General features: G+C 68.7%; 21 protein-coding genes. 17 read left to right on the top strand and 4 right to left on the bottom strand.

The annotated features are described in order from the left end of the window. Window positions 1-54: 54 nt before the first annotated feature. The 8 genes from fdhD to AO501_RS09860 all read left to right on the top strand — a co-directional run bounded on the left by fdhD (window position 55) and on the right by AO501_RS09860 (window position 7,324). Window positions 55-876 (top strand): formate dehydrogenase accessory sulfurtransferase FdhD, encoded by an 822-nt coding sequence (gene fdhD / locus AO501_RS09895; protein WP_055577550.1) that lies wholly within the window; start codon window positions 55-57, stop codon window positions 874-876. Window positions 877-924: 48 nt separating this feature from the next. Next, entirely contained in the window at window positions 925-1,155 is a 231-nt protein-coding gene (locus AO501_RS09890) for a hypothetical protein (RefSeq protein ID WP_055577549.1), read from the top strand. A gap of 134 nt (window positions 1,156-1,289) precedes the next feature. Further along, complete coding sequence (locus tag AO501_RS09885; RefSeq protein WP_055577548.1) at window positions 1,290-1,667, top strand: YraN family protein; 378 nt, start codon at window positions 1,290-1,292, stop codon at window positions 1,665-1,667. Continuing rightward, window positions 1,667-3,178 (top strand): YifB family Mg chelatase-like AAA ATPase, encoded by a 1,512-nt coding sequence (locus tag AO501_RS09880; RefSeq protein WP_055577547.1) that lies wholly within the window; start codon window positions 1,667-1,669, stop codon window positions 3,176-3,178. The genes AO501_RS09885 and AO501_RS09880 overlap by 1 nt, the downstream gene beginning before the upstream one ends. Further along, window positions 3,175-4,314 (top strand): DNA-processing protein DprA, encoded by a 1,140-nt coding sequence (gene dprA, locus AO501_RS09875; RefSeq protein ID WP_055577546.1) that lies wholly within the window; start codon window positions 3,175-3,177, stop codon window positions 4,312-4,314. The genes AO501_RS09880 and dprA overlap by 4 nt, the downstream gene beginning before the upstream one ends. A 33-nt stretch (window positions 4,315-4,347) precedes the next feature. Continuing rightward, on the top strand, window positions 4,348-5,199 hold the full coding sequence (locus AO501_RS09870) for a siderophore-interacting protein (RefSeq protein ID WP_055577545.1): 852 nt from the start codon (window positions 4,348-4,350) through the stop codon (window positions 5,197-5,199). A gap of 36 nt (window positions 5,200-5,235) precedes the next feature. Next, entirely contained in the window at window positions 5,236-6,396 is a 1,161-nt protein-coding gene (locus tag AO501_RS09865; protein ID WP_055577544.1) for a lactate 2-monooxygenase, read from the top strand. A gap of 31 nt (window positions 6,397-6,427) precedes the next feature. Next, on the top strand, window positions 6,428-7,324 hold the full coding sequence (locus AO501_RS09860) for a tyrosine recombinase XerC (protein ID WP_055577543.1): 897 nt from the start codon (window positions 6,428-6,430) through the stop codon (window positions 7,322-7,324). Here the strand turns inward: AO501_RS09860 and AO501_RS09855 are convergent. Next, window positions 7,261-7,818 (bottom strand): M23 family metallopeptidase, encoded by a 558-nt coding sequence (locus AO501_RS09855; protein WP_082658521.1) that lies wholly within the window; start codon window positions 7,816-7,818, stop codon window positions 7,261-7,263. The two genes, AO501_RS09860 and AO501_RS09855, sit on opposite strands and share 64 nt — an antisense overlap. 311 nt (window positions 7,819-8,129) lie before the next feature. Here AO501_RS09855 and rpsB point away from each other — a divergent pair, with 311 nt between their 5' ends. From rpsB to AO501_RS09840, 3 genes are read left to right on the top strand one after another with little or no spacing between them, the layout of a single operon-like run. After that, the gene (gene rpsB / locus AO501_RS09850; protein ID WP_055577542.1) at window positions 8,130-8,960 is read left to right on the top strand and encodes a 30S ribosomal protein S2; all 831 of its coding nucleotides are present in this window, start codon (window positions 8,130-8,132) and stop codon (window positions 8,958-8,960) included. Between the two features lie 13 nt (window positions 8,961-8,973). Next, on the top strand, window positions 8,974-9,789 hold the full coding sequence (gene tsf, locus AO501_RS09845; protein WP_055577541.1) for a translation elongation factor Ts: 816 nt from the start codon (window positions 8,974-8,976) through the stop codon (window positions 9,787-9,789). A gap of 8 nt (window positions 9,790-9,797) precedes the next feature. After that, a complete protein-coding gene (locus AO501_RS09840; RefSeq protein WP_055577540.1) occupies window positions 9,798-11,198 on the top strand; it encodes an amidase in 1,401 nt (466 codons plus the stop codon). 1 nt (window position 11,199) lies between these two features. Here the strand turns inward: AO501_RS09840 and AO501_RS09835 are convergent, their stop codons facing one another. Further along, window positions 11,200-11,619 carry a MarR family winged helix-turn-helix transcriptional regulator gene (locus tag AO501_RS09835; RefSeq protein WP_055577587.1) on the bottom strand — a complete coding sequence of 140 codons (420 nt, stop codon included), beginning with the start codon at window positions 11,617-11,619 and terminating at the stop codon, window positions 11,200-11,202. 312 nt (window positions 11,620-11,931) lie between these two features. Between AO501_RS09835 and AO501_RS09830 the strand changes: the two genes are divergently transcribed. Together AO501_RS09830 and AO501_RS09825 are read left to right on the top strand one after the other, a co-directional pair. Beyond that, window positions 11,932-12,597: an MPT63 family protein gene (locus AO501_RS09830; protein WP_055577539.1), complete on the top strand. Its 666-nt coding sequence runs from the start codon at window positions 11,932-11,934 to the stop codon at window positions 12,595-12,597. 122 nt (window positions 12,598-12,719) lie between these two features. Next, complete coding sequence (locus AO501_RS09825) at window positions 12,720-13,658, top strand: lysophospholipid acyltransferase family protein (protein WP_055577538.1); 939 nt, start codon at window positions 12,720-12,722, stop codon at window positions 13,656-13,658. Window positions 13,659-13,662: 4 nt separating this feature from the next. Here the strand turns inward: AO501_RS09825 and AO501_RS09820 are convergent, their stop codons facing one another. Together AO501_RS09820 and AO501_RS09815 are read right to left on the bottom strand one after the other, a co-directional pair. Then, window positions 13,663-14,394 (bottom strand): winged helix-turn-helix domain-containing protein, encoded by a 732-nt coding sequence (locus tag AO501_RS09820; RefSeq protein WP_055577537.1) that lies wholly within the window; start codon window positions 14,392-14,394, stop codon window positions 13,663-13,665. 236 nt (window positions 14,395-14,630) lie between these two features. Then, a complete protein-coding gene (locus tag AO501_RS09815; RefSeq protein WP_055577536.1) occupies window positions 14,631-14,867 on the bottom strand; it encodes a CsbD family protein in 237 nt (78 codons plus the stop codon). Between the two features lie 275 nt (window positions 14,868-15,142). Between AO501_RS09815 and pyrH the strand changes: the two genes are divergently transcribed. The 4 genes from pyrH to AO501_RS09795 form a co-directional block, all read left to right on the top strand. Beyond that, the gene (pyrH, locus tag AO501_RS09810) at window positions 15,143-15,916 is read left to right on the top strand and encodes a UMP kinase (RefSeq protein ID WP_055577535.1); all 774 of its coding nucleotides are present in this window, start codon (window positions 15,143-15,145) and stop codon (window positions 15,914-15,916) included. Window positions 15,917-15,966: 50 nt separating this feature from the next. After that, window positions 15,967-16,524 (top strand): ribosome recycling factor, encoded by a 558-nt coding sequence (frr, locus tag AO501_RS09805; protein ID WP_055577586.1) that lies wholly within the window; start codon window positions 15,967-15,969, stop codon window positions 16,522-16,524. Window positions 16,525-16,555: 31 nt separating this feature from the next. Continuing rightward, a complete protein-coding gene (locus AO501_RS09800; RefSeq protein ID WP_055577585.1) occupies window positions 16,556-17,482 on the top strand; it encodes a phosphatidate cytidylyltransferase in 927 nt (308 codons plus the stop codon). 237 nt (window positions 17,483-17,719) lie between these two features. Beyond that, window positions 17,720-18,128: PE family protein (locus tag AO501_RS09795; protein WP_156452444.1), on the top strand; the 409-nt coding region annotated here is incomplete at its 3' end.

The following is an 18,128-nucleotide window of genomic DNA, read 5'->3' as shown; positions in this document are numbered from 1 at the left end:
GAGGTACGTTGAGGCCGTGACAGCCGAGACCGCGGTGTCGGGCGGGAAGACCCGGTGCGGCACCTGACCGCGCGGCGGCGGGTCAAGCATCTGGCCGGCGCCCACGAAACCACCCGTCAGGAGACCCTGGCTGTCGAGGAGCCGCTCGAGATTCGCCTCAACGGCATGCCGACCACCGTCACCATGCGGACGCCGGGCTCGGATTTCGAACTCGCGCAAGGGTTTCTGCTCACCGAGGGGATCATCGCGCAGCGCGACGACGTGCTGGCGATCCGCTACTGCGAGGGCCGCGACGACGAGGGCGTCAACAGCTACAACGTGCTGGATGTGACGCTGGCGCCCGGCGTCGAAGCACCCAATCTCGATGTCACGCGCAACTTCTACACCACGTCGTCCTGCGGGGTGTGTGGCAAGGCGTCGCTGGAGGCGGTGCGGCTGATCAGCCGGCACGCGCCCGGCGACGATCCGGTGACCGTCGGCGCGGCCGCACTGCGGGCGATGCCCGATCAGCTTCGGTCCGCCCAGAAGGTCTTCGCCGCGACCGGAGGTCTGCACGCCGCCGCCCTGTTCACGGCGGACGGGACCATGCTGACCGTGCGCGAGGACATCGGCCGGCACAACGCGGTCGACAAGGTCATCGGATGGGCGCTGGAGCGCGGCCGGGTGCCATTGGCCGCGACGGTGCTGCTGGTCAGCGGGCGGGCCTCGTTCGAATTGACGCAGAAGGCGCTGATGGCCGGCATTCCGGTGCTGGCCGCGGTCTCGGCGCCGTCATCGCTGGCCGTCGCGCTGGCCGAGGAGTCGGGGATCACGCTGGTGGCGTTCCTGCGGGAGCACTCGATGAACGTCTACAGCCGGGCGGACCGGGTTAAGTGACGCCCGGCGCGGGTAGCCGCTCGAAACCACCCACGTGAGGAGACGGCCATGCTGCACGAAATGGTGTTAGCCGCGCAGAGCAACCCCGAGGCCGCGGGCTTCATCCTGCGCGGTATCAAGGGGATCTTCGTCGCGATAGGCAGCGTCATCGCGGCCGTCATCTGCGCCGTGGTCGCGTCGATGAAGGGACGCAGCGCCCTGTTCTGGGGGATCCTGGGGTTGTTCTTCAGCATCTTCACGCTGATCGTCGTCATCGTCATCCCGAGCAAGAAGACCTAGATTTCGAGTTCTCCATCGCGTGATCGGGGCTTGCTTGGGGATAGCTGCGTAACTGTGGACAACCGGTAGGCCCTTGCGCCTGCGGGCCTGTTGTGTGCCGGCCCGTGTCGTCGCCCCCGGGCAGCTTAGGCGGCATGACGACCGAAAAAACCATGACGCGGGCCCAGCTGGGAGCGTGGGGCGAACAACTGGCCGCCGATCATCTGACCAGGCTCGGGCTGGCCGTCCTCGGCCGCAACTGGCGTTGCCGATACGGCGAACTGGACCTGATTGCGTGCGACAGAGTCCGCCGCACGGTGGTTTTCGTCGAGGTCAAAACCCGCAGCGGAGACGGGTACGGCGGCCTCGCCGAGGCAGTGACCGGAGCAAAGGTACGCCGGTTGCGTCGGCTGGCCGGGCTCTGGCTGGCCGGTCAGGATGAGCGCTGGGCAGTGATCCGCATCGACATGATCGGGATACGGATCGGTCGACGGCCGGTGCCCGAGCTCACCCACCTGCAGGGCATCGGCTGATGGCACTCGGGCGTGCGTTCTCCGTCGGCGTGCGAGGACTGGACGGCGAAACCGTGGAAATCGAAGCCGACATCTCTTCGGGGCTGCCGGGTGTGCACCTGGTGGGACTGCCTGACGCGGCGCTGCAGGAGTCCCGCGACCGGGTGCGGGCCGCGGTCGTCAACTGCGGCAACGACTGGCCGCAGGCGCGGCTGACGCTGGCGCTGTCTCCGGCCACCTTGCCGAAGATGGGCTCGGTCTACGACATCGCACTGGCCGCGGCAGTGCTGTCCGCGCAGCGGAAAAAGCCCTGGGACCGGCTGGAGAAGGCGGTGTTGTTGGGGGAGTTGTCCCTGGACGGCCGGGTGCGGCCGGTGCGCGGGGTACTGCCCGCGGTGCTCGCCGCCAAGCGAGACGGCTGGCCGTCGGTCGTCGTCCCCGCCGACAACCTGGCCGAAGCCAGTCTGATCGACGGCATCGATGTCTGGGGCGTGCGCACGCTGCGGCAGCTGCGAGGCTGGCTCAGCGGATCGGCGGAATTGGAGCGACGGATCACCCCGTCGGCCGCCCTCGACGAGCCACCGGTGGATCTCGCCGATGTGGTCGGGCAGTCGCAGGCCCGCTTCGCCGTCGAGGTCGCCGCCGCGGGAGCGCATCACCTGCTGCTCACCGGTCCGCCCGGGGTCGGCAAAACGATGCTCGCGCAACGGCTTCCAGGCTTGTTGCCGCCGCTGTCCGACACCGAGTCGCTGGAAGTGACCGCGATTCACTCCGTAGCGGGGTTGCTGTCAGCCGACACCCCGCTGCTGCGCAGGCCACCGTTTGTCGCACCCCACCACAGTTCCACCGTCGCGGCACTGGTCGGGGGCGGCTCGGGAATGGCCCGGCCGGGCGCGGTCAGCCGCGCACACCGCGGCGTGCTGTTCCTCGACGAGTGCGCGGAAATCAGTGTCAGCGTGTTGGAGGCACTGCGAACACCGTTGGAAGACGGCGAGATTCGCCTCGCCCGCCGGGACGGCGTGGCCTGCTACCCGGCGCGGTTCCAGCTGGTGCTGGCCGCCAACCCGTGCCCGTGTGCGCCGGCCGATCCGCAGGACTGCATCTGCGCAGGAGCGGTCAAGCGCCGCTATCTGGGCAAGCTCTCGGGTCCGCTGCTGGACCGGGTTGATCTGCGTGTGCAGATGAATCCGGTGCGGGCGGGCGCGTTCGGAGTCACCGCAGGGGAGTCGACGGCGCAGGTACGCCAGCGGGTGACGGGGGCGCGGGACGCGGCCGCCGAAAGGTGGCGCCCGCACGGTTTCAGCACCAACGCCGAAGTCAGCGGGCCGTTACTGCGCCGCAAGTTCCGGCCCAGCAGCGCCGCGATGAAGCCGCTGCACCAGGCCCTGGACGACGGAGTGCTCAGTATCAGGGGGGTGGACCGCACGCTGCGGGTCGCGTGGAGCCTGTCCGATCTGGCCGGCCGTACCTCACCCGGGCTGCCCGAGGTCGCGACCGCACTGAGTTTCCGGCAGATGGGAGCACGGCGATGAACGACAACGCCACCATGCGGGCCTGGGCATACCTGTCGCGGGTGGCCGAGCCGCCCTGCGCCGAGCTGGCCGACCTGGTCCAAGGCGTCGGGCCGCAGGAGGCCGCCGAGCGGGTCCGTCGCGGCCTGGTCGACGACGACCTGTGCCGGCTCACCGCGGCGCGGCGCGAAATCGACCAGGCCGCAACAGACCTCGACGCGATTCTGCGCCGTGGCGGCCGGCTGGTCACTCCCGACGACGACGAGTGGCCGGTGCTCGCGTTCGCCGCGTTCGACGGCATCCGGTCCAGGAACACGATGCCGATGGTGTTGTGGGCCGCCGGCCCCGCGCGCCTGGATGAGGTAAGCACGCGCGCGGCCGCACTGGTGGGTACCCGGGCCGCGACGGCATACGGGGAACATGTCGCCGACGAACTGGCCAGCGGTCTGGCACAGCATGATGTCGCGGTGGTGTCCGGGGGCGCCTACGGCATCGACGGGGCTGCTCACCGCGCGGCGCTGGCCGCGGACGGAGTCACCGTCGCGGTGCTGGCCTGCGGGCTCGACGTTCCCTACCCGGCGGGGCATTCCGCGCTGCTGCACCGCATCGGCCAACACGGTCTGGTGTGCACCGAATACCCGCCGGGCGTGCGCCCGGCGCGATTCCGGTTTCTGACCCGCAACCGCCTGGTGGCAGCGCTGTCCGGCGCGGCGGTGGTGGTGGAGGCGGGGTTGCGCAGTGGAGCCGCCAACACCGCCGCCTGGGCGCGATCGCTGGGCCGGGTCGTGGCGGCGGTGCCCGGGCCGGTGACGTCGTCGGCGTCGGCGGGTTGTCATGTGCTGCTGCGCAACGGCGCGGAGCTGGTCACCCGCTACGAAGAGATCGTTGAGTTGGTCGGCCGCATCGGCGAGTTCGCGCCCGACGAGCCGCGGCCAACCACAGCCCTGGACGGGTTGGACGAGGCCGAGCGGCGGGTCTACGAGGCGTTGCCCGGCCGGGGCGCGGCCGCGGTCGACCAGATCGCCGTTGCCGCCGGCCTACCCCCGGAACACGTGCTGGGGCCGCTGGCATTGCTGGAATTGACGGGCCTGGTCGAGTGTCGCGACGGTTGCTGGCGGATCGTGCGGAAACGGCGAGGCCAGGCTCGACTCGTATAGTCGACGTGGGGTCAGATCACGACAGGAGGATCAGTGGCAGGCCGGCCTGTACAGGCTTTTGAAGTGGTCAGTACCGAGCAGCTCACTCCGCACATGATGCGGGTTGTGCTGGGCAGCAACAACTTCGACACGTTCGTGCCGAGCAAGTTCACCGATTCCTACGTCAAGTTGGTGTTCGTCTCCCAGGACGTCGACGTAGCCGCACTGCCGCAGCCGCTGACGATCGACAGCTTCGCCGAGCTGCCGCCGGAAAAGCGCCCGCCGGTGCGCACCATCACCGTTCGCCGCGTCGACGAGGACGCCGGCCAGATCACGGTGGATATCGCCGTGCACGGCGAGCACGGGGTCGCGGGGCAGTGGGCCGCCACCGCCCAGCCGGGCCAGCCGATCTATCTGATGGGACCCAGCGGCGCCTACAGCCCCGACCCGGCCGCCGACTGGCATCTGCTCGCCGGCGACGAGGCCGCGCTGCCGGCCATCGCGGCCGCCCTGGAAGCGCTGCCCGACTCCGCGGTCGGGATGGCATTCATCGAGGTGGCGGGTCCCGACGACGAGATACCGCTGACCGCCCCCGACGGCGTCGAGGTCAACTGGGTGTACCGCGGCGGGCGGGCGGACCTGGTGCCCGAAGAGCGCGCCGGTGACCACGCGCCGCTGATCGAGGCGGTCACCACCGCCCGCTGGCTGCCCGGCCAGGTCCACGTCTTCATCCACGGCGAGGCGCAGGCCGTCATGCACAACCTGCGGCCCTACATCCGCAAGGAGCGCGGCGTCGACGCCCAGTGGGCGGCGTCGATCTCCGGGTACTGGCGGCGCGGCCGCACCGAAGAGACGTTCCGGCAGTGGAAGAAGGAACTGGCCGAGGCGGAATCCCCGGAGCGGTAGCGCCCGCGGATACCGTCGGCTGGCATTCTCTAAGTCATGGCATTCGGCGACTATCAGCTCGAAATCTATTTCCAGGGCCTGGCCGGGGTTGCGCCCTCGCTTCCGATGTCCTTCGCCGAGTTGGAGGCCAGGGCCGAGATGGCGATGCCGCCGTCGGTCTGGTCCTACGTCACCGGGGGAGCCGGCGACGAGCGCACCCAGCGCGCCAATCGCGAGGCCTTCGACCACTGGGGCCTGATGCCCCGCATGTTCGTCGGTGCCGCCGAACGCGACCTGTCGGTGCAGATGTTCGGCCTGACGCTGCCCTCGCCGCTGTTCATGGCGCCGATCGGAGTCATCGGCCTGTGCGCCCAAGACGGCCACGGCGACCTGGCGACCGCACGCGCGGCGGCCCGTACCGGTGTGCCGATGGTCGTCTCGACCCTGACCGCCGACCCGCTGGAGGACGTCGCCGCGCAGTTCGGTGACACCCCCGGGTTCTTCCAGCTCTACACACCCAAGGACCGGGACCTCGCCGCGAGCCTCGTGCAGCGCGCCGAAGCCGCCGGCTACCAGGCCATCATTGTCACGCTGGACACCTGGATCCCCGGCTGGCGCCCGCGCGACCTCACCACGGCCAACTTCCCCCAACTGCGTGGCCACTGCCTGAGCAACTACACCAGCGACCCGGTGTTCCGCGCCGGCCTGCAACGGCCGCCGGAAGAAGACCCGCAGGGCACTGTGCTGGCCTGGGCGCAGACTTTCGGCAATCCGCTGAGCTGGGACGACCTCACCTGGCTGCGGTCGCTGACCGACCTGCCGATGATCATCAAGGGCATCTGCCACCCCGACGACGCCCGGCGCGCCATCGACGGCGGTGTCGACGGCATCTACTGCTCGACCCACGGCGGCCGGCAGGCCAACGGCGGGCTGCCGGCGCTGGACTGCCTGCCCGGCGTCGTGGAGGCGGCCGGTGGGCTGCCGGTGCTCTTCGACTCCGGTATCCGCAGTGGCGCCGACGTCGTCAAGGCGCTGGCCATGGGCGCCACCGCGGTCGGCGTCGGCCGGCCCTACGCCTACGGAATGGCTCTGGGCGGGGTCGACGGCGTCGTCCACGTGCTGCGCATGCTGCTCGCCGAGGCCGACCTGACCATGGCCGTCGACGGCTATCCGGCGCTCAAAGATCTCACCCCGGACACGCTGCGGCGCGTCATCTGAAAGACCGCACCGCATCTGTCAGCGTGGGAGAGTGCAGGCGGTCCTCGACGAATTCGACGAATACCTGGAGCTGCAGTGCGGCCGTTCGGCGCACACCCGCCGCGCCTACCTCGGCGATCTGCGGTCACTGTTCGATTTTCTGGCCGAGCGCGGATCGGACCTGCAGACGCTGAGTCTGCCGGTGCTGCGGTCCTGGCTGGCCAGCGCCGCCGGCGCGGGGGCGGCCCGCACGACCCTGGCCCGCCGCACCTCCTCGGTGAAGGCCTTCACGGCGTGGGCGCTGCGCCGCGGCCTGCTCACCACCGATCCCGCCGCCCGGCTGCAAGTGCCCAAAGCCCACCGCACGCTGCCGTCGGTGCTGCGCCAGGATCAGGCGCTGGCCGCCATGACGGCCGCCAAATCCGGAGCAGAACAGGGCGATCCGCTGGCCCTGCGCGACCGCCTGATCGTGGAACTGCTGTACGCCACCGGAATCCGGGTCAGCGAACTGTGCGGCCTGGACGTCGACGACGTCGACACCGCGCACCGGGTGGTGCGGGTGCTCGGAAAGGGCAACAAGCAGCGCACCGCGCCGTTCGGGCAGCCCGCCGCCGAGGCGCTGCGGGCCTGGCTGTGCGACGGGCGTCCGGCGCTGGCCACCGCCGAATCGGGCCCCGCGCTGCTGCTGGGCGCCCGCGGCCGCCGGCTCGACGTTCGGCAGGCGCGCACGGTGGTGCACCAGACCGTCGCCGCGGTGGACGGCGCACCGGACATGGGTCCGCACGGGCTGCGGCACAGCGCGGCCACCCACCTGCTCGAAGGGGGAGCGGACCTGCGGGTGGTCCAGGAATTGCTCGGTCATTCCAGCCTGGCCACCACGCAGCTCTACACCCACGTCGCGGTCGCCCGGCTGCGGTCGGTGCATGACCAGGCGCACCCGCGGGCCTGACCCGTCAGGGGCTTGAGCCGCACCGGCGTGGTCGCCAACAGTCCCAGCGGGTCGACGTAGTCGGCGCGCGACGCCGGACCCCACATTGCGCCCCAGTGCAGACACGCCGCTATCGGGCAGCCGGCGTGCCCGGCCAGCAGCTCACCGATGACCGTCCCGGATGCCACCGCCTGACCGGCCCGCACCCTCGCGCGCACCGGCTGGTAGCTGGTGTGCAGGCCGCCGGGGTGCGCCAGCGACACCACCGGCAGGCCGGCCAGCAGGCCGGCGAACACCACCGTCGCATCCGCCGCCGCGTACACCGGCTGGCCCGGAGAGCCCGCCAGGTCCACGCCGCGGTGCCCGGCCTGCCAGTTGGGCGACGGCGCGTCGAAAGCCCGCAACACCGCCGGCGCAGGACGCAGCGGCCACTGCAACCGCCCGCCGGAGGCGTCGGCCGGGGGCGCGTTGTGCAGCACCCACAACAGGGCCAGGACCAGAAAGAGCCATCGCACCCGCGTATCGCACCGCCGGCACCCGGCGCCGGCCAGTCGCCCGGCCGGGCACTGTGGACGGGTCGAGCCCCCTGTGGGCAGCGGGAAAAAGCACCCACCGCAACGGTGTAAACTCCACAACGCAGCTCGTGAAAGCGGGCTGACTTCGCGCGCCTGCATCGCGGCCCGGTACTTGAGGGACCCGCACCAGCATGCCGAGCGGTCCCGTAGCCCGGTCCAAAACCGGACGCGGGTTCGGCAACGCAGCAGACGCCAGGGCCCGGGCTCAACCGATTCCGGGCGACAACCGACATTGAAAGCTGGGCATTGCCATGGCTGTTGTGACCATGAAACAGCTGCTTGACAGCGGCACCCACTTCGGGCACCAGACCCGTCGCTGGAATCCCAAGATGAAGCGGTTCATCTTCACCGACCGCAACGGCATCTACATCATCGACCTGCAGCAGACGCTGACCTACATCGACAAGGCGTACGAGTTCGTCAAAGAGACCGTCGCCCACGGGGGCAGCGTCATGTTCGTCGGAACCAAGAAGCAGGCGCAGGAGTCCGTCGCGGCCGAGGCGACCCGCGTCGGCATGCCCTACGTGAACCAGCGCTGGCTGGGCGGCATGCTCACCAACTTCTCCACCGTGCACAAGCGGCTGCAGCGCCTCAAGGAACTCGAGGCGATGGAGCAGACCGGTGGCTTCGAGGGTCGCACCAAGAAAGAAATCCTGATGCTGACCCGCGAGAAGAACAAGCTGGAACGCAGCCTCGGTGGTATCCGCGACATGGCCAAGGTGCCGTCGGCGATCTGGGTCGTCGACACCAACAAGGAGCACATCGCCGTCGGCGAGGCACGCAAGCTGGGTATCCCGGTCATCGCGATCCTGGACACCAACTGCGACCCCGACGAGGTCGACTACCCGATCCCGGGTAACGACGACGCGATCCGCTCGGCCGCCCTGCTGACCAAGGTGATCGCCTCCGCGGTCGCCGAGGGCCTGCAGGCCCGCGCCGGGCTGGGCCGCGGCGACGGCAAGCCGGAGGCCGAAGCGGCGGAACCGTTGCCGGAGTGGGAGCAGGAGCTGCTCGCCGGCGCTGCCGCCACCGCCGCGACCGAAGCGGCCGGCACCCCCGAACCCACTACAGACGCATCCTAAGAAAGGCTGAGCATTGGCGAATTTCACCGCTGCCGACGTCAAACGACTTCGGGAGCTGACCGGTGCTGGAATGCTCGACTGCAAGAACGCGCTGGCCGACTCGGACGGCGACTTCGATAAGGCGGTCGAGGCGCTGCGGATCAAGGGCGCCAAGGACGTCGGCAAGCGCGCCGAGCGCGCGACGGCCGAAGGTCTGGTCGCCGCCAAGCAGGGTGCGCTGATCGAGCTGAACTCCGAGACCGACTTCGTCGCCAAGAACGCGGAGTTCCAGGCACTGGCCGACCAGGTCGTCAACGCCGCTCTGGAGTCCAAGGCCGCCGACGTCGAGAGCCTCAAAGCAGCCAGCATCGGCGACAAGACCGTCGAGCAGGCCATCGCTGAGCTGTCGGCCAAGATCGGCGAGAAGCTGGAGCTGCGCCGGGTGCAGTACTTCGACGGAAACGTCGAAACCTACCTGCACAAGCGCGCCGCCGACCTGCCGCCGGCCGTCGGCGTGCTGGTCGAGTTCGAGGGCACCGACAACGACGCCGCCCACTCGGTCGCGCTGCAGATCGCCGCGCTCAAGGCGCGCTACCTGTCGCGCGACGACGTCCCCGAGGACGTGGTGGCCAGCGAGCGTCGCATCGCCGAGGAGACCGCCAAGGCCGAGGGCAAGCCGGAGCAGGCGCTGCCCAAGATCGTCGAGGGCCGCCTCAACGGCTTCTTCAAGGACTCGGTGCTGCTCGAGCAGCCGTCGGTGTCCGACAGCAAGAAGTCGGTCAAGGCGCTGCTCGACGAGGCGGGCGTCACGGTGACGCGGTTCGTGCGCTTCGAGGTGGGTCAGGCCTAGCCCGACACATGGCCCGGGTACACGCTTTCGGCGACGACGCGCTCGGCGACCTGGACGCTGTCGGCCTCGCCGACGCGATCCGGAGCGGCCGCGTGGACCGGGCCGAAGCCGTCGAGGCCGCCATCGCGCGCGCGGAGGCCGTAAACCCCGAGTTGAACGCCCTGGCCTTCCGGGCATTCGACGAGGCCAGGGCGGCAACCGGACGCTCCGGCGAAGGCTACTTCGCCGGAGTGCCGACGTTGATCAAGGACAACATCGACGTCGCCGGACAGCCGACGATGAGCGGCACCGACGCATGGCAGCCGCGCCCCGCGCGAGCTGACAGCGCTGTCACCAGGGTGGTGCTCAACACCGGGCTGATCTCGGTCGGCAAGACCCAGCTGTCGGAATTCGGGTTCAGCGCGGCGGCCGAACATCCGCGGCTGGGACCGGTCCGCAACCCGTGGAACACCGACCACACCGCCGGCGCGTCGTCCTCGGGTTCGGGGGCGTTCGTCGCCGCGGGCGTGGTGCCCATCGCGCATGCCAACGACGGCGGCGGGTCCATCCGGATTCCCGCGGCGTGCAACGGGCTGGTGGGCCTCAAGCCGTCCCGCGGACGGATGCCCCTGGACCCGCAGTATCGGCGCCTGCCGGTGGGCATCGTCGCCAACGGCGTGCTCACCCGCTCGGTGCGGGACACCGCGGCCTTCTACCGCGAGGCCGAGCGGCTGTGGCGCAACCCCAAGCTGCCGCCGATCGGCGATGTGACGGGACCGGGCACGCGGCGGCTGAAGATCGCCGCGGTGACCAGCTCGGTCCTGAGAGAGGCGAGTCCCGAGGTCAAGGACGCGACCCTGAAGTCGGCCGCACTGCTGGAGGAGCTGGGACACCACGTCGAGTACATCGACAACGACTGGGTGCCGGCCAGCTTCGTCGACGACTTCGTCCTGTACTGGGGTTTCCTTGCCTTCGCCCAGGTCGGCACCGGCCGCCGCCTGTTCGGCGACAGCTTCGACCGCACCAGGCTGGACAACCTGACGCTGGGACTGGCGCGCCATACCCGGCGCAACATCCACCGGCTTCCACTGGCCATCGCGCGGCTGCGCGGGCTCAGGCGCCGCAGTGCCCGCTTCTTCGGCGACTACGACGTGCTGCTCACTCCGACGCTCGCCGAGGAGACACCCTCGGTCGGTTACCTGGCGCCCACCGACTATGACCAGGTCATCGATCGGCTGATCAACTGGGTCGCGTTCACGCCGCTACAGAATGTGACCGGTGAACCCGCGATCTCGTTGCCGCTGGCTGAGTCCGCCGACGGTCTGCCGGTGGGCATGATGCTGGCGGCCGACACCGGGCGCGAGGCATGGCTCCTGGAATTGGCCTACGAGCTTGAAGAGGCCCGGCCGTGGGCCCGGATTCACCACTAGCTCAGTCGGCTCCGAGTTGCTCCAGCATGCTTTTGAACTCGCGCTGCTGACTCTCGGTAAGCCTGCCCAGGATGCGGGCGTCCGCGGCGTGCACCACGGCCTCGGCCCGCTGCAGCAATTCCTGCCCGGCGCCGGTCAGCGACGCCGGCAAGGCACGGCCCGAGGACACCGACGCCGGTCGCGCCACCGCGCCGAGGTCCTCGAGTTTGCGCAGCACCGTATTCATGGCCTGGGGCGTCACACCGGCGTGGCGGGCGAGTTCGGCGCTCGACAGACCCGGCGTCATGGACAAAATGCGCAGGCACACGAATTCCGGCAGTGTGAGCCCGAGCGGGCTCAGCGCCGCAGCCACCTCGGGCCGCAGCGCAACCGTCACCCGGTACAGCAGATATCCCAGCGGCGCGTCCTGGACCGAACCCATATCAGGGATATTGACATACACGCGGTCCAGCGGAAAGCCCGGCGACAAATGCGCATTATTTCGCCAATTGCGCAACCGCATGTCGAATTGCGTGTCGGCAAATGGGTGACTGGAGTTACGCGAGTGGGCCCGGCAGGAAGTGTGGCCCATATCAAATTTGCGCTGTTTGCCCAGCTAGAAAGGCCGCTCGGCACGATTTACGTGATGCGAGGTGTTTGAGCCCGCGTATCACCGGCAATGCGACCGGAGTGCGGTTGAGTGCCCAACGCAGGGCGCCCGCCGCTTCGAACGACACCAACGAGAGGATTCAGCGTGAAGTTCACCACCACCACTGCTAAGACTGCAATCGCTGCCGCGGGAATAGCGGCGGTAAGCCTGTTCGGTGCCGCGGCCGCCTCGGCCACCCCCGGTGTGCCCGAGGGACTCGGTACCCCCCAGACCCTGGTCGACGGCCCGCTGGTCACTGACTACACCGTCAGCAACCTGCAGCCCGCCGGCGTGACCATCCCCGGTTACATCCCGCAGGGTCAGCTGTGGCAGGCCGACATCAACGCCCGTGCGAACAGCGGCGTGGTGACACCCGTCGTGTCCAACTTCAACGCCCGCGCCGGGGAGCAGACCTACCGCGTGATCAGCGCGCCGGCCACCCCGCAGGGCCTCAGCCCCGCCCCGATCACCCAGGGCGGCACCTCCACCGGCAAGGTCTACTTCGACGTGACGGGTGCGGCGCCGACCGAGGTCGTCTACAACGACGGCATGCAGGACGTGCTGGTGTGGGACACCAACCCGGCGGGTGCCCCGGCTCCGAACTCGATTCCGGGTCAGCAGCCCAACACCATGCCCGGCCAGCCGAACACCATGCCCGGCCAGCCGAACACCATGCCCGGCCAGCCGAACACCATGCCCGGCCAGCCGAACCCCGGCCAGCCGAACCCGGCACCCGGTATGGCTCCCAGCGCGCCTGTCCAGCAGAGCTAATCACAGCTGTTCAGCATCGCCCCCTCCCCGCGTCACGGCCATGGCGCGGGGAGGTTGCTGTTTGGGGCGCGCAATCCGGCGCCGTATGAGTTGTCTATACGCGATCTGGGTATGCGCTCGCTATGACCCACAGCACAGACCACCGGCCCAGCGACGTTGTCGACCAGGCGCAGCGATTCGCCGAGGACGCACGCGAGGCGATGCAGGAGAAACGCGACAAGCAGGACGGCGGAGTGAGCGGCTGGGTGGCGCAGCGTGCCGGCGACTGGGATCTCGAGGGCCAGGACGAAGCCACCATGCACCGGCAGAAGTTCTTCTGGAACGCGCTGGTGGACTACTGGTTTCGCATGGAGATCGACGGCTGGGAAAACGTCGGACAGGCACCGGTGCTGCTGATCGGAATTCATTCGGGTGCCCCGTTCGTCTGGGACGCATGGACCGTCGGCCTGCAATGGTGGCGACGGTTCGGCCCAGAACGCCCGTTGCACGGCACCGCGCACGACGCGCTGATGGCCATTCCGGGCATCGGACGGTACTTCCGCTCCATGGGGGTGCTGCCCGCCGCACCGGATGCGATCGCCACCGCACTGGCCGAGGGACGCGATGTGGCGTTGTGGCCCGGGGGAGAAGTGGACTCGTTGCGGCCGTGGGCGGAGCGCGACTGCGCTAATCTGGCCGGCCGCAAGGGGTTTGTGAAGATGGCGATCCGCGCCGGAGTGCCCATCGTGCCGATCGCCACCGTCGGTGGGGCCGACGCCATGCCGGTGCTGATCCGGGGCGACCGGCTGTCGCGAATGTTGCGGCTGGACAAGCTACTCCGGCTCAAGGTGTTCCCGGTGGCGATCTCACTGCCCTGGGGTATCGCACCGGCCGCGCTGCCGCAGTTGCCGTTGCCCGCCAAGATCAGGACCCGATTCATGCCGCCGATCGAACTGGATCACGACCCCGAGCGCGCCGAGGACGAAGACTACGTCGACGCCAAGTATCGCGAGGTCGAGGACAGCATCCAGCGGGGAATGGACGCGCTGGCCCGCAAGCGGGCCCTCCCGGTGTTCGGCTGAGGAATTACTGGGCGATCGAGTCGCGGTCGAGTCCGGACCACACCGGATTGAGCACCGGCTCGCCGACGATCCACCGCGGCTGCGGCGGCGACACCGCCATGTACCCCACGCCTCGGACGGTGTCGACCATCGACTCGTGCTCGGTGCCCAGCTTGGCGCGCAGCCGTCGCACATGCACATCCACCGTGCGCACCCTGCCATTGCTTTCATAGCCCCAGACCTCATGCATCAGGCGGGTCCGGCTGAACGCCCGGCCGGCATGCTGCACGAGGAAATTCAGCAACCTGAACTCGGTGAGCGTGAGACCCAGATCCTTGCCGTTCAGGGACACGGTGTAGCTGGCCGGATGCAGGATCAGGTCGCCGAACTGCAGCGTGCCGCCGATGGCTTTGCGCCGTCTCGTGATGGCCAGGCGAAGCCGCGCCTGCAACTCGGCGGCCCCGGCAGCAGGTAGCAGCACGTCGTCGAAGTTCCAGTCGACGTCCACCTCGACGAAGTCGGCCGGTGCGACCACGGCCACGACGGCCAGCGCCGGTTGGTTGGCCGTCAGGTGCCGACAGGCCGAACGGGCGGCGATCAGGTCGTCACGGGCATCGATGATCGCGACATCCGCGTCGTCGGTCAGGGTGATCTCGCCCTCGCCCAAGGGTGCTGCGCGAACGGTCAGGGCGAAGGTGTCCAGGTCGGGCAGCGCGGACTGGAAGTCGGGCTGATTGGTAAGCAGCAGAACGTCCAACCGCCATCTCCCAACCTTCTGAGGGTGGTGCCAACATGTGCACCGACTTTCCCCCGACCCCGGCTCGTTCGTCACCTCCGGTGGAGATGTGACCCGACGGAGGGTCGAATACCCCGTTCAGCGTGCGATTATTCCATTTTTGATACCGCTGGTATCGCGAAACGGCGAGTTCCCCGCAAAGTTCGATGGGCCCGGTCCGTGTACACACAAGACCGGGCCCATCCTTGAGACAAGCTCTACTGATTGGACTTCTGGCGCGCCTCGGCCACCTCGGCGGCACCGCGAGCGGCCTCTGCCTGGGCTTCCTTCTTCGCCGCGTCGCGCTGGGCCTCCGCCTTGTCCTGCTGCGCTTCGCCCTCGTTGACCAGGTCACCGCGACCGGTGACGGTGCCGATGGCCTCCTTGGCCTTGCCCTTGACGTCTTCGACGATGCCCTTGACCGCTTCGGCCGGGCCCGAGTTGCTGTCCGCCATGGTGTTCCTCTCATTGGTCGCCGCGTCGGCGACGGTTGGTGTACAGCGGTGAATTCACCGATCGAAGAAACGACCGGCCGGCTTCATGGCGATGCGGGTCCTTCTTCTCAAGACCTCGTTCATCGCCGCGTGCTGCGGATTCCCGAACCGTCCGGCGGTCAAACATGAGCGGTCGGTTTGTGCACCCCGCCCACGCTGAAGCGGGACAATGAGGCAGGATGAGAGACGCCGTTCCGGGGTGGTCACCGGGATGGCACTCTCATGCGAGGAGACTGATGACGGAGTCCAGGGAGCCCCAAGCCGCCGGCTCGGCGGCCCCGAGGACCAGCGCCAACGGCTCGTCGTCGAAGTACTCACGCGTGCTGCTCAAGCTCGGCGGCGAGATGTTCGGTGGAGGGCAGGTCGGGTTGGATCCCGATGTCGTCGCGCTGGTAGCCCGGCAGATCGCCGAGGTGGTCCGCAGCGGCGTTCAGGTCGCGGTGGTGATCGGCGGCGGCAACTTCTTCCGCGGTGCACAGCTGCAACAGCGCGGCATGGAGCGCACCCGGTCGGACTACATGGGCATGCTCGGAACCGTGATGAACAGCCTTGCGCTGCAGGACTTCCTGGAGAAGGAAGGCATCGCCACCCGCGTTCAGACCGCGATCACGATGGGTCAGGTGGCCGAGCCGTACCTGCCGCTGCGGGCGGTGCGCCACCTGGAGAAGGGCCGCGTCGTGATCTTCGGCGCCGGTATGGGACTGCCCTACTTCTCCACCGACACCACGGCCGCGCAGCGGGCGCTGGAGATCGGTGCGGACGTGGTGCTGATGGCCAAGGCGGTCGACGGCGTGTTCGCCGAGGACCCGCGGGAGAATCCGGACGCCGAGTTGCTGACCGCCATCAGCCACCGGGAAGTGATCGACCGCGGCCTGCGGGTGGCCGATGCCACCGCCTTCAGTCTCTGTATGGACAATGGCATGCCGATCCTGGTGTTCAACTTACTGACCGACGGCAATATCGCGCGGGCGGTGGCAGGTGAGAAAATCGGGACGCTGGTCACCACCTGACGGGAAGGACGCAGCGATGTGGGTGTATGCCCAAGACAGGAGCGGCGCACGTGATTGACGAGGCTCTCTTCGATGCCGAGGAGAAGATGGAAAAGGCCGTATCGGTGGCCCGGGACGACCTGTCCACCATCCGGACCGGTCGTGCCAACCCCGGCATGTTCTCCCGCATCGCCATCGACTACTACGGCGCGATGACCCCGATCACCCAGATGGCCAGCATCAACGTCCCCGAGGCGCGGATGGTGGTCATCAAGCCGTACGAGGCCGGCCAGTTGAATGCCATCGAGGCCGCGATCCGCAACTCCGACCTGGGAGTGAACCCCACCAACGACGGCACGATCATCCGGGTCGCCATACCGCAGCTGACCGAGGAGCGTCGCCGCGAGCTGGTGAAGCAGGCCAAGGCCAAGGGCGAGGACGCCCGGGTGTCGGTGCGCAACATCCGCCGCAAGGCGATGGAGGAGTTGCACCGCATCCGCAAAGACGGCGAGGCCGGCGAGGACGAGGTCGGGCGTGCGGAGAAAGACCTGGAGAAGGCCACCCACCAGTACGTCGCCCAGATCGACGACTTGGTGAAACACAAAGAAGGCGAGCTGCTGGAGGTCTAGCGACCGACCCGCAGCCAGTCCCGTGAAGTCCGTGGCCACCACCGATGCCGGCAGCCCGTCCGAAGAACCGGGTGACGTCTCCATTCAACCGGTGAAGAAGTCGTCCAGAGCCGGGCGCGATCTGCCGGCGGCGATCGCGGTGGGTGCCAGCATCGGCGCCGTCCTCATCGCGACGCTGCTGTGGTTTCCGCACGTCTGGGTGGTGTACTGCGCCCTGGCCACCGTGGTGGCCAGCCACGAGGTGGTGCGGCGGCTGCGCGAGTCCGGGTATCTGATTCCAGTCATTCCGCTGTTGATCGGCGGGCAGGCGACCGTCTGGCTGACCTGGCCGTATCGTGCCGTCGGGGCGCTGGCCGGCTTCGGGGGCATGGTCGTGGTCTGCATGATCTGGCGGCTTTTCATGCAGGAGAAGCCGGCCGGCGAGGATCAGTCAGCAGGCGCCGACGGTGTGCCGCCGGCGAGGAACTACCTGCGCGACGTCTCGGCCACCGTTTTTCTGTGCGTCTGGGTTCCGCTGTTCGCGTCGTTCGCGGCGATGCTCGTCTACGACCCCAAGCACGGCCCGGGATGGGTGTTCTGCATGATGATCGCCGTCGTGTGTTCGGACACCGGCGGGTACGCCGTAGGGGCCTTGTTCGGCAAGCACCCCATGGTTCCGATGATCAGCCCGAAGAAGTCCTGGGAAGGGTTCGGCGGATCGCTGGTCTTCGGCATCACCGCGACGATCCTGACGGCAACCTTCCTGGCCGGCAAATTGTGGTGGGTCGGCGCGCTGTTGGGTTTGCTGTTCGTGCTCACAACCACGCTGGGCGACCTGATCGAATCCCAGGTGAAACGAGATCTGGGGATCAAGGACATGGGCCGGTTGCTGCCCGGCCACGGCGGTCTGATGGACCGACTGGACGGCATTCTGCCGTCCGCGGTGGCAGCTTGGACCGTGCTGACGCTGTTGCCCTGAATTCCCCATATCAATCGGATTCCGGCGCTCGGGTCGCCGATCAATGTGTCGCGCCGTGAGACGCCCGCAAGGTCCACAAACCGGATAACCGCACGTAAAACTCGCGCGGTGAGACAACCGCACGACCGGGTCCCCAGTAGCCGGTCTTACTTATCCTCAGGGCGTTGACTTCGGTATTTTCCCTGGTCAGGATCGCGGCGACGGTATTGCACCGCAATGGGCTGCTGGGAGGTCGCGATGTCTTTCGTGCGGATTGCACCACAGATGGCTGAGGCCGCGGCCGCGGATCTAGCCCGTATCGGCGCCTCGGTCAACGCGGCGAACGCGGTGGCCGCGGGTTCGACCTCGGTCGTGCTGGCCGCGGGTGCCGACGAGGTTTCAAGCGCGATCGCGGCGTTCTTCGGCACCCACGCCCGGGAGTACCAGGCGCTCAACACGCAGGTGGCCGAGTTCCACGAGCGATTTGTGCAGACACTCACCTCAGGCGCGCGGTCGTACGCGGCGGCTGAGGCGTTCACTGCGCTGGACCTCGTGAACGCACCCAGCCAGGCTTTGCTCGGGCGTCCGCTGATCGGTAACGGCGCCGACGGCGCCGCGGGTACCGGGCAGGCCGGCGGCTCCGGTGGTCTGTTGTGGGGCAACGGTG

It is taken from the genome of Mycobacterium gordonae, from assembly GCF_001417955.2.
Taxonomy (GTDB): domain Bacteria; phylum Actinomycetota; class Actinomycetes; order Mycobacteriales; family Mycobacteriaceae; genus Mycobacterium; species Mycobacterium gordonae_B.
Note: the sequence above shows the minus strand (reverse complement) of the source record. Positions and strands in the feature narration are given on the sequence as shown.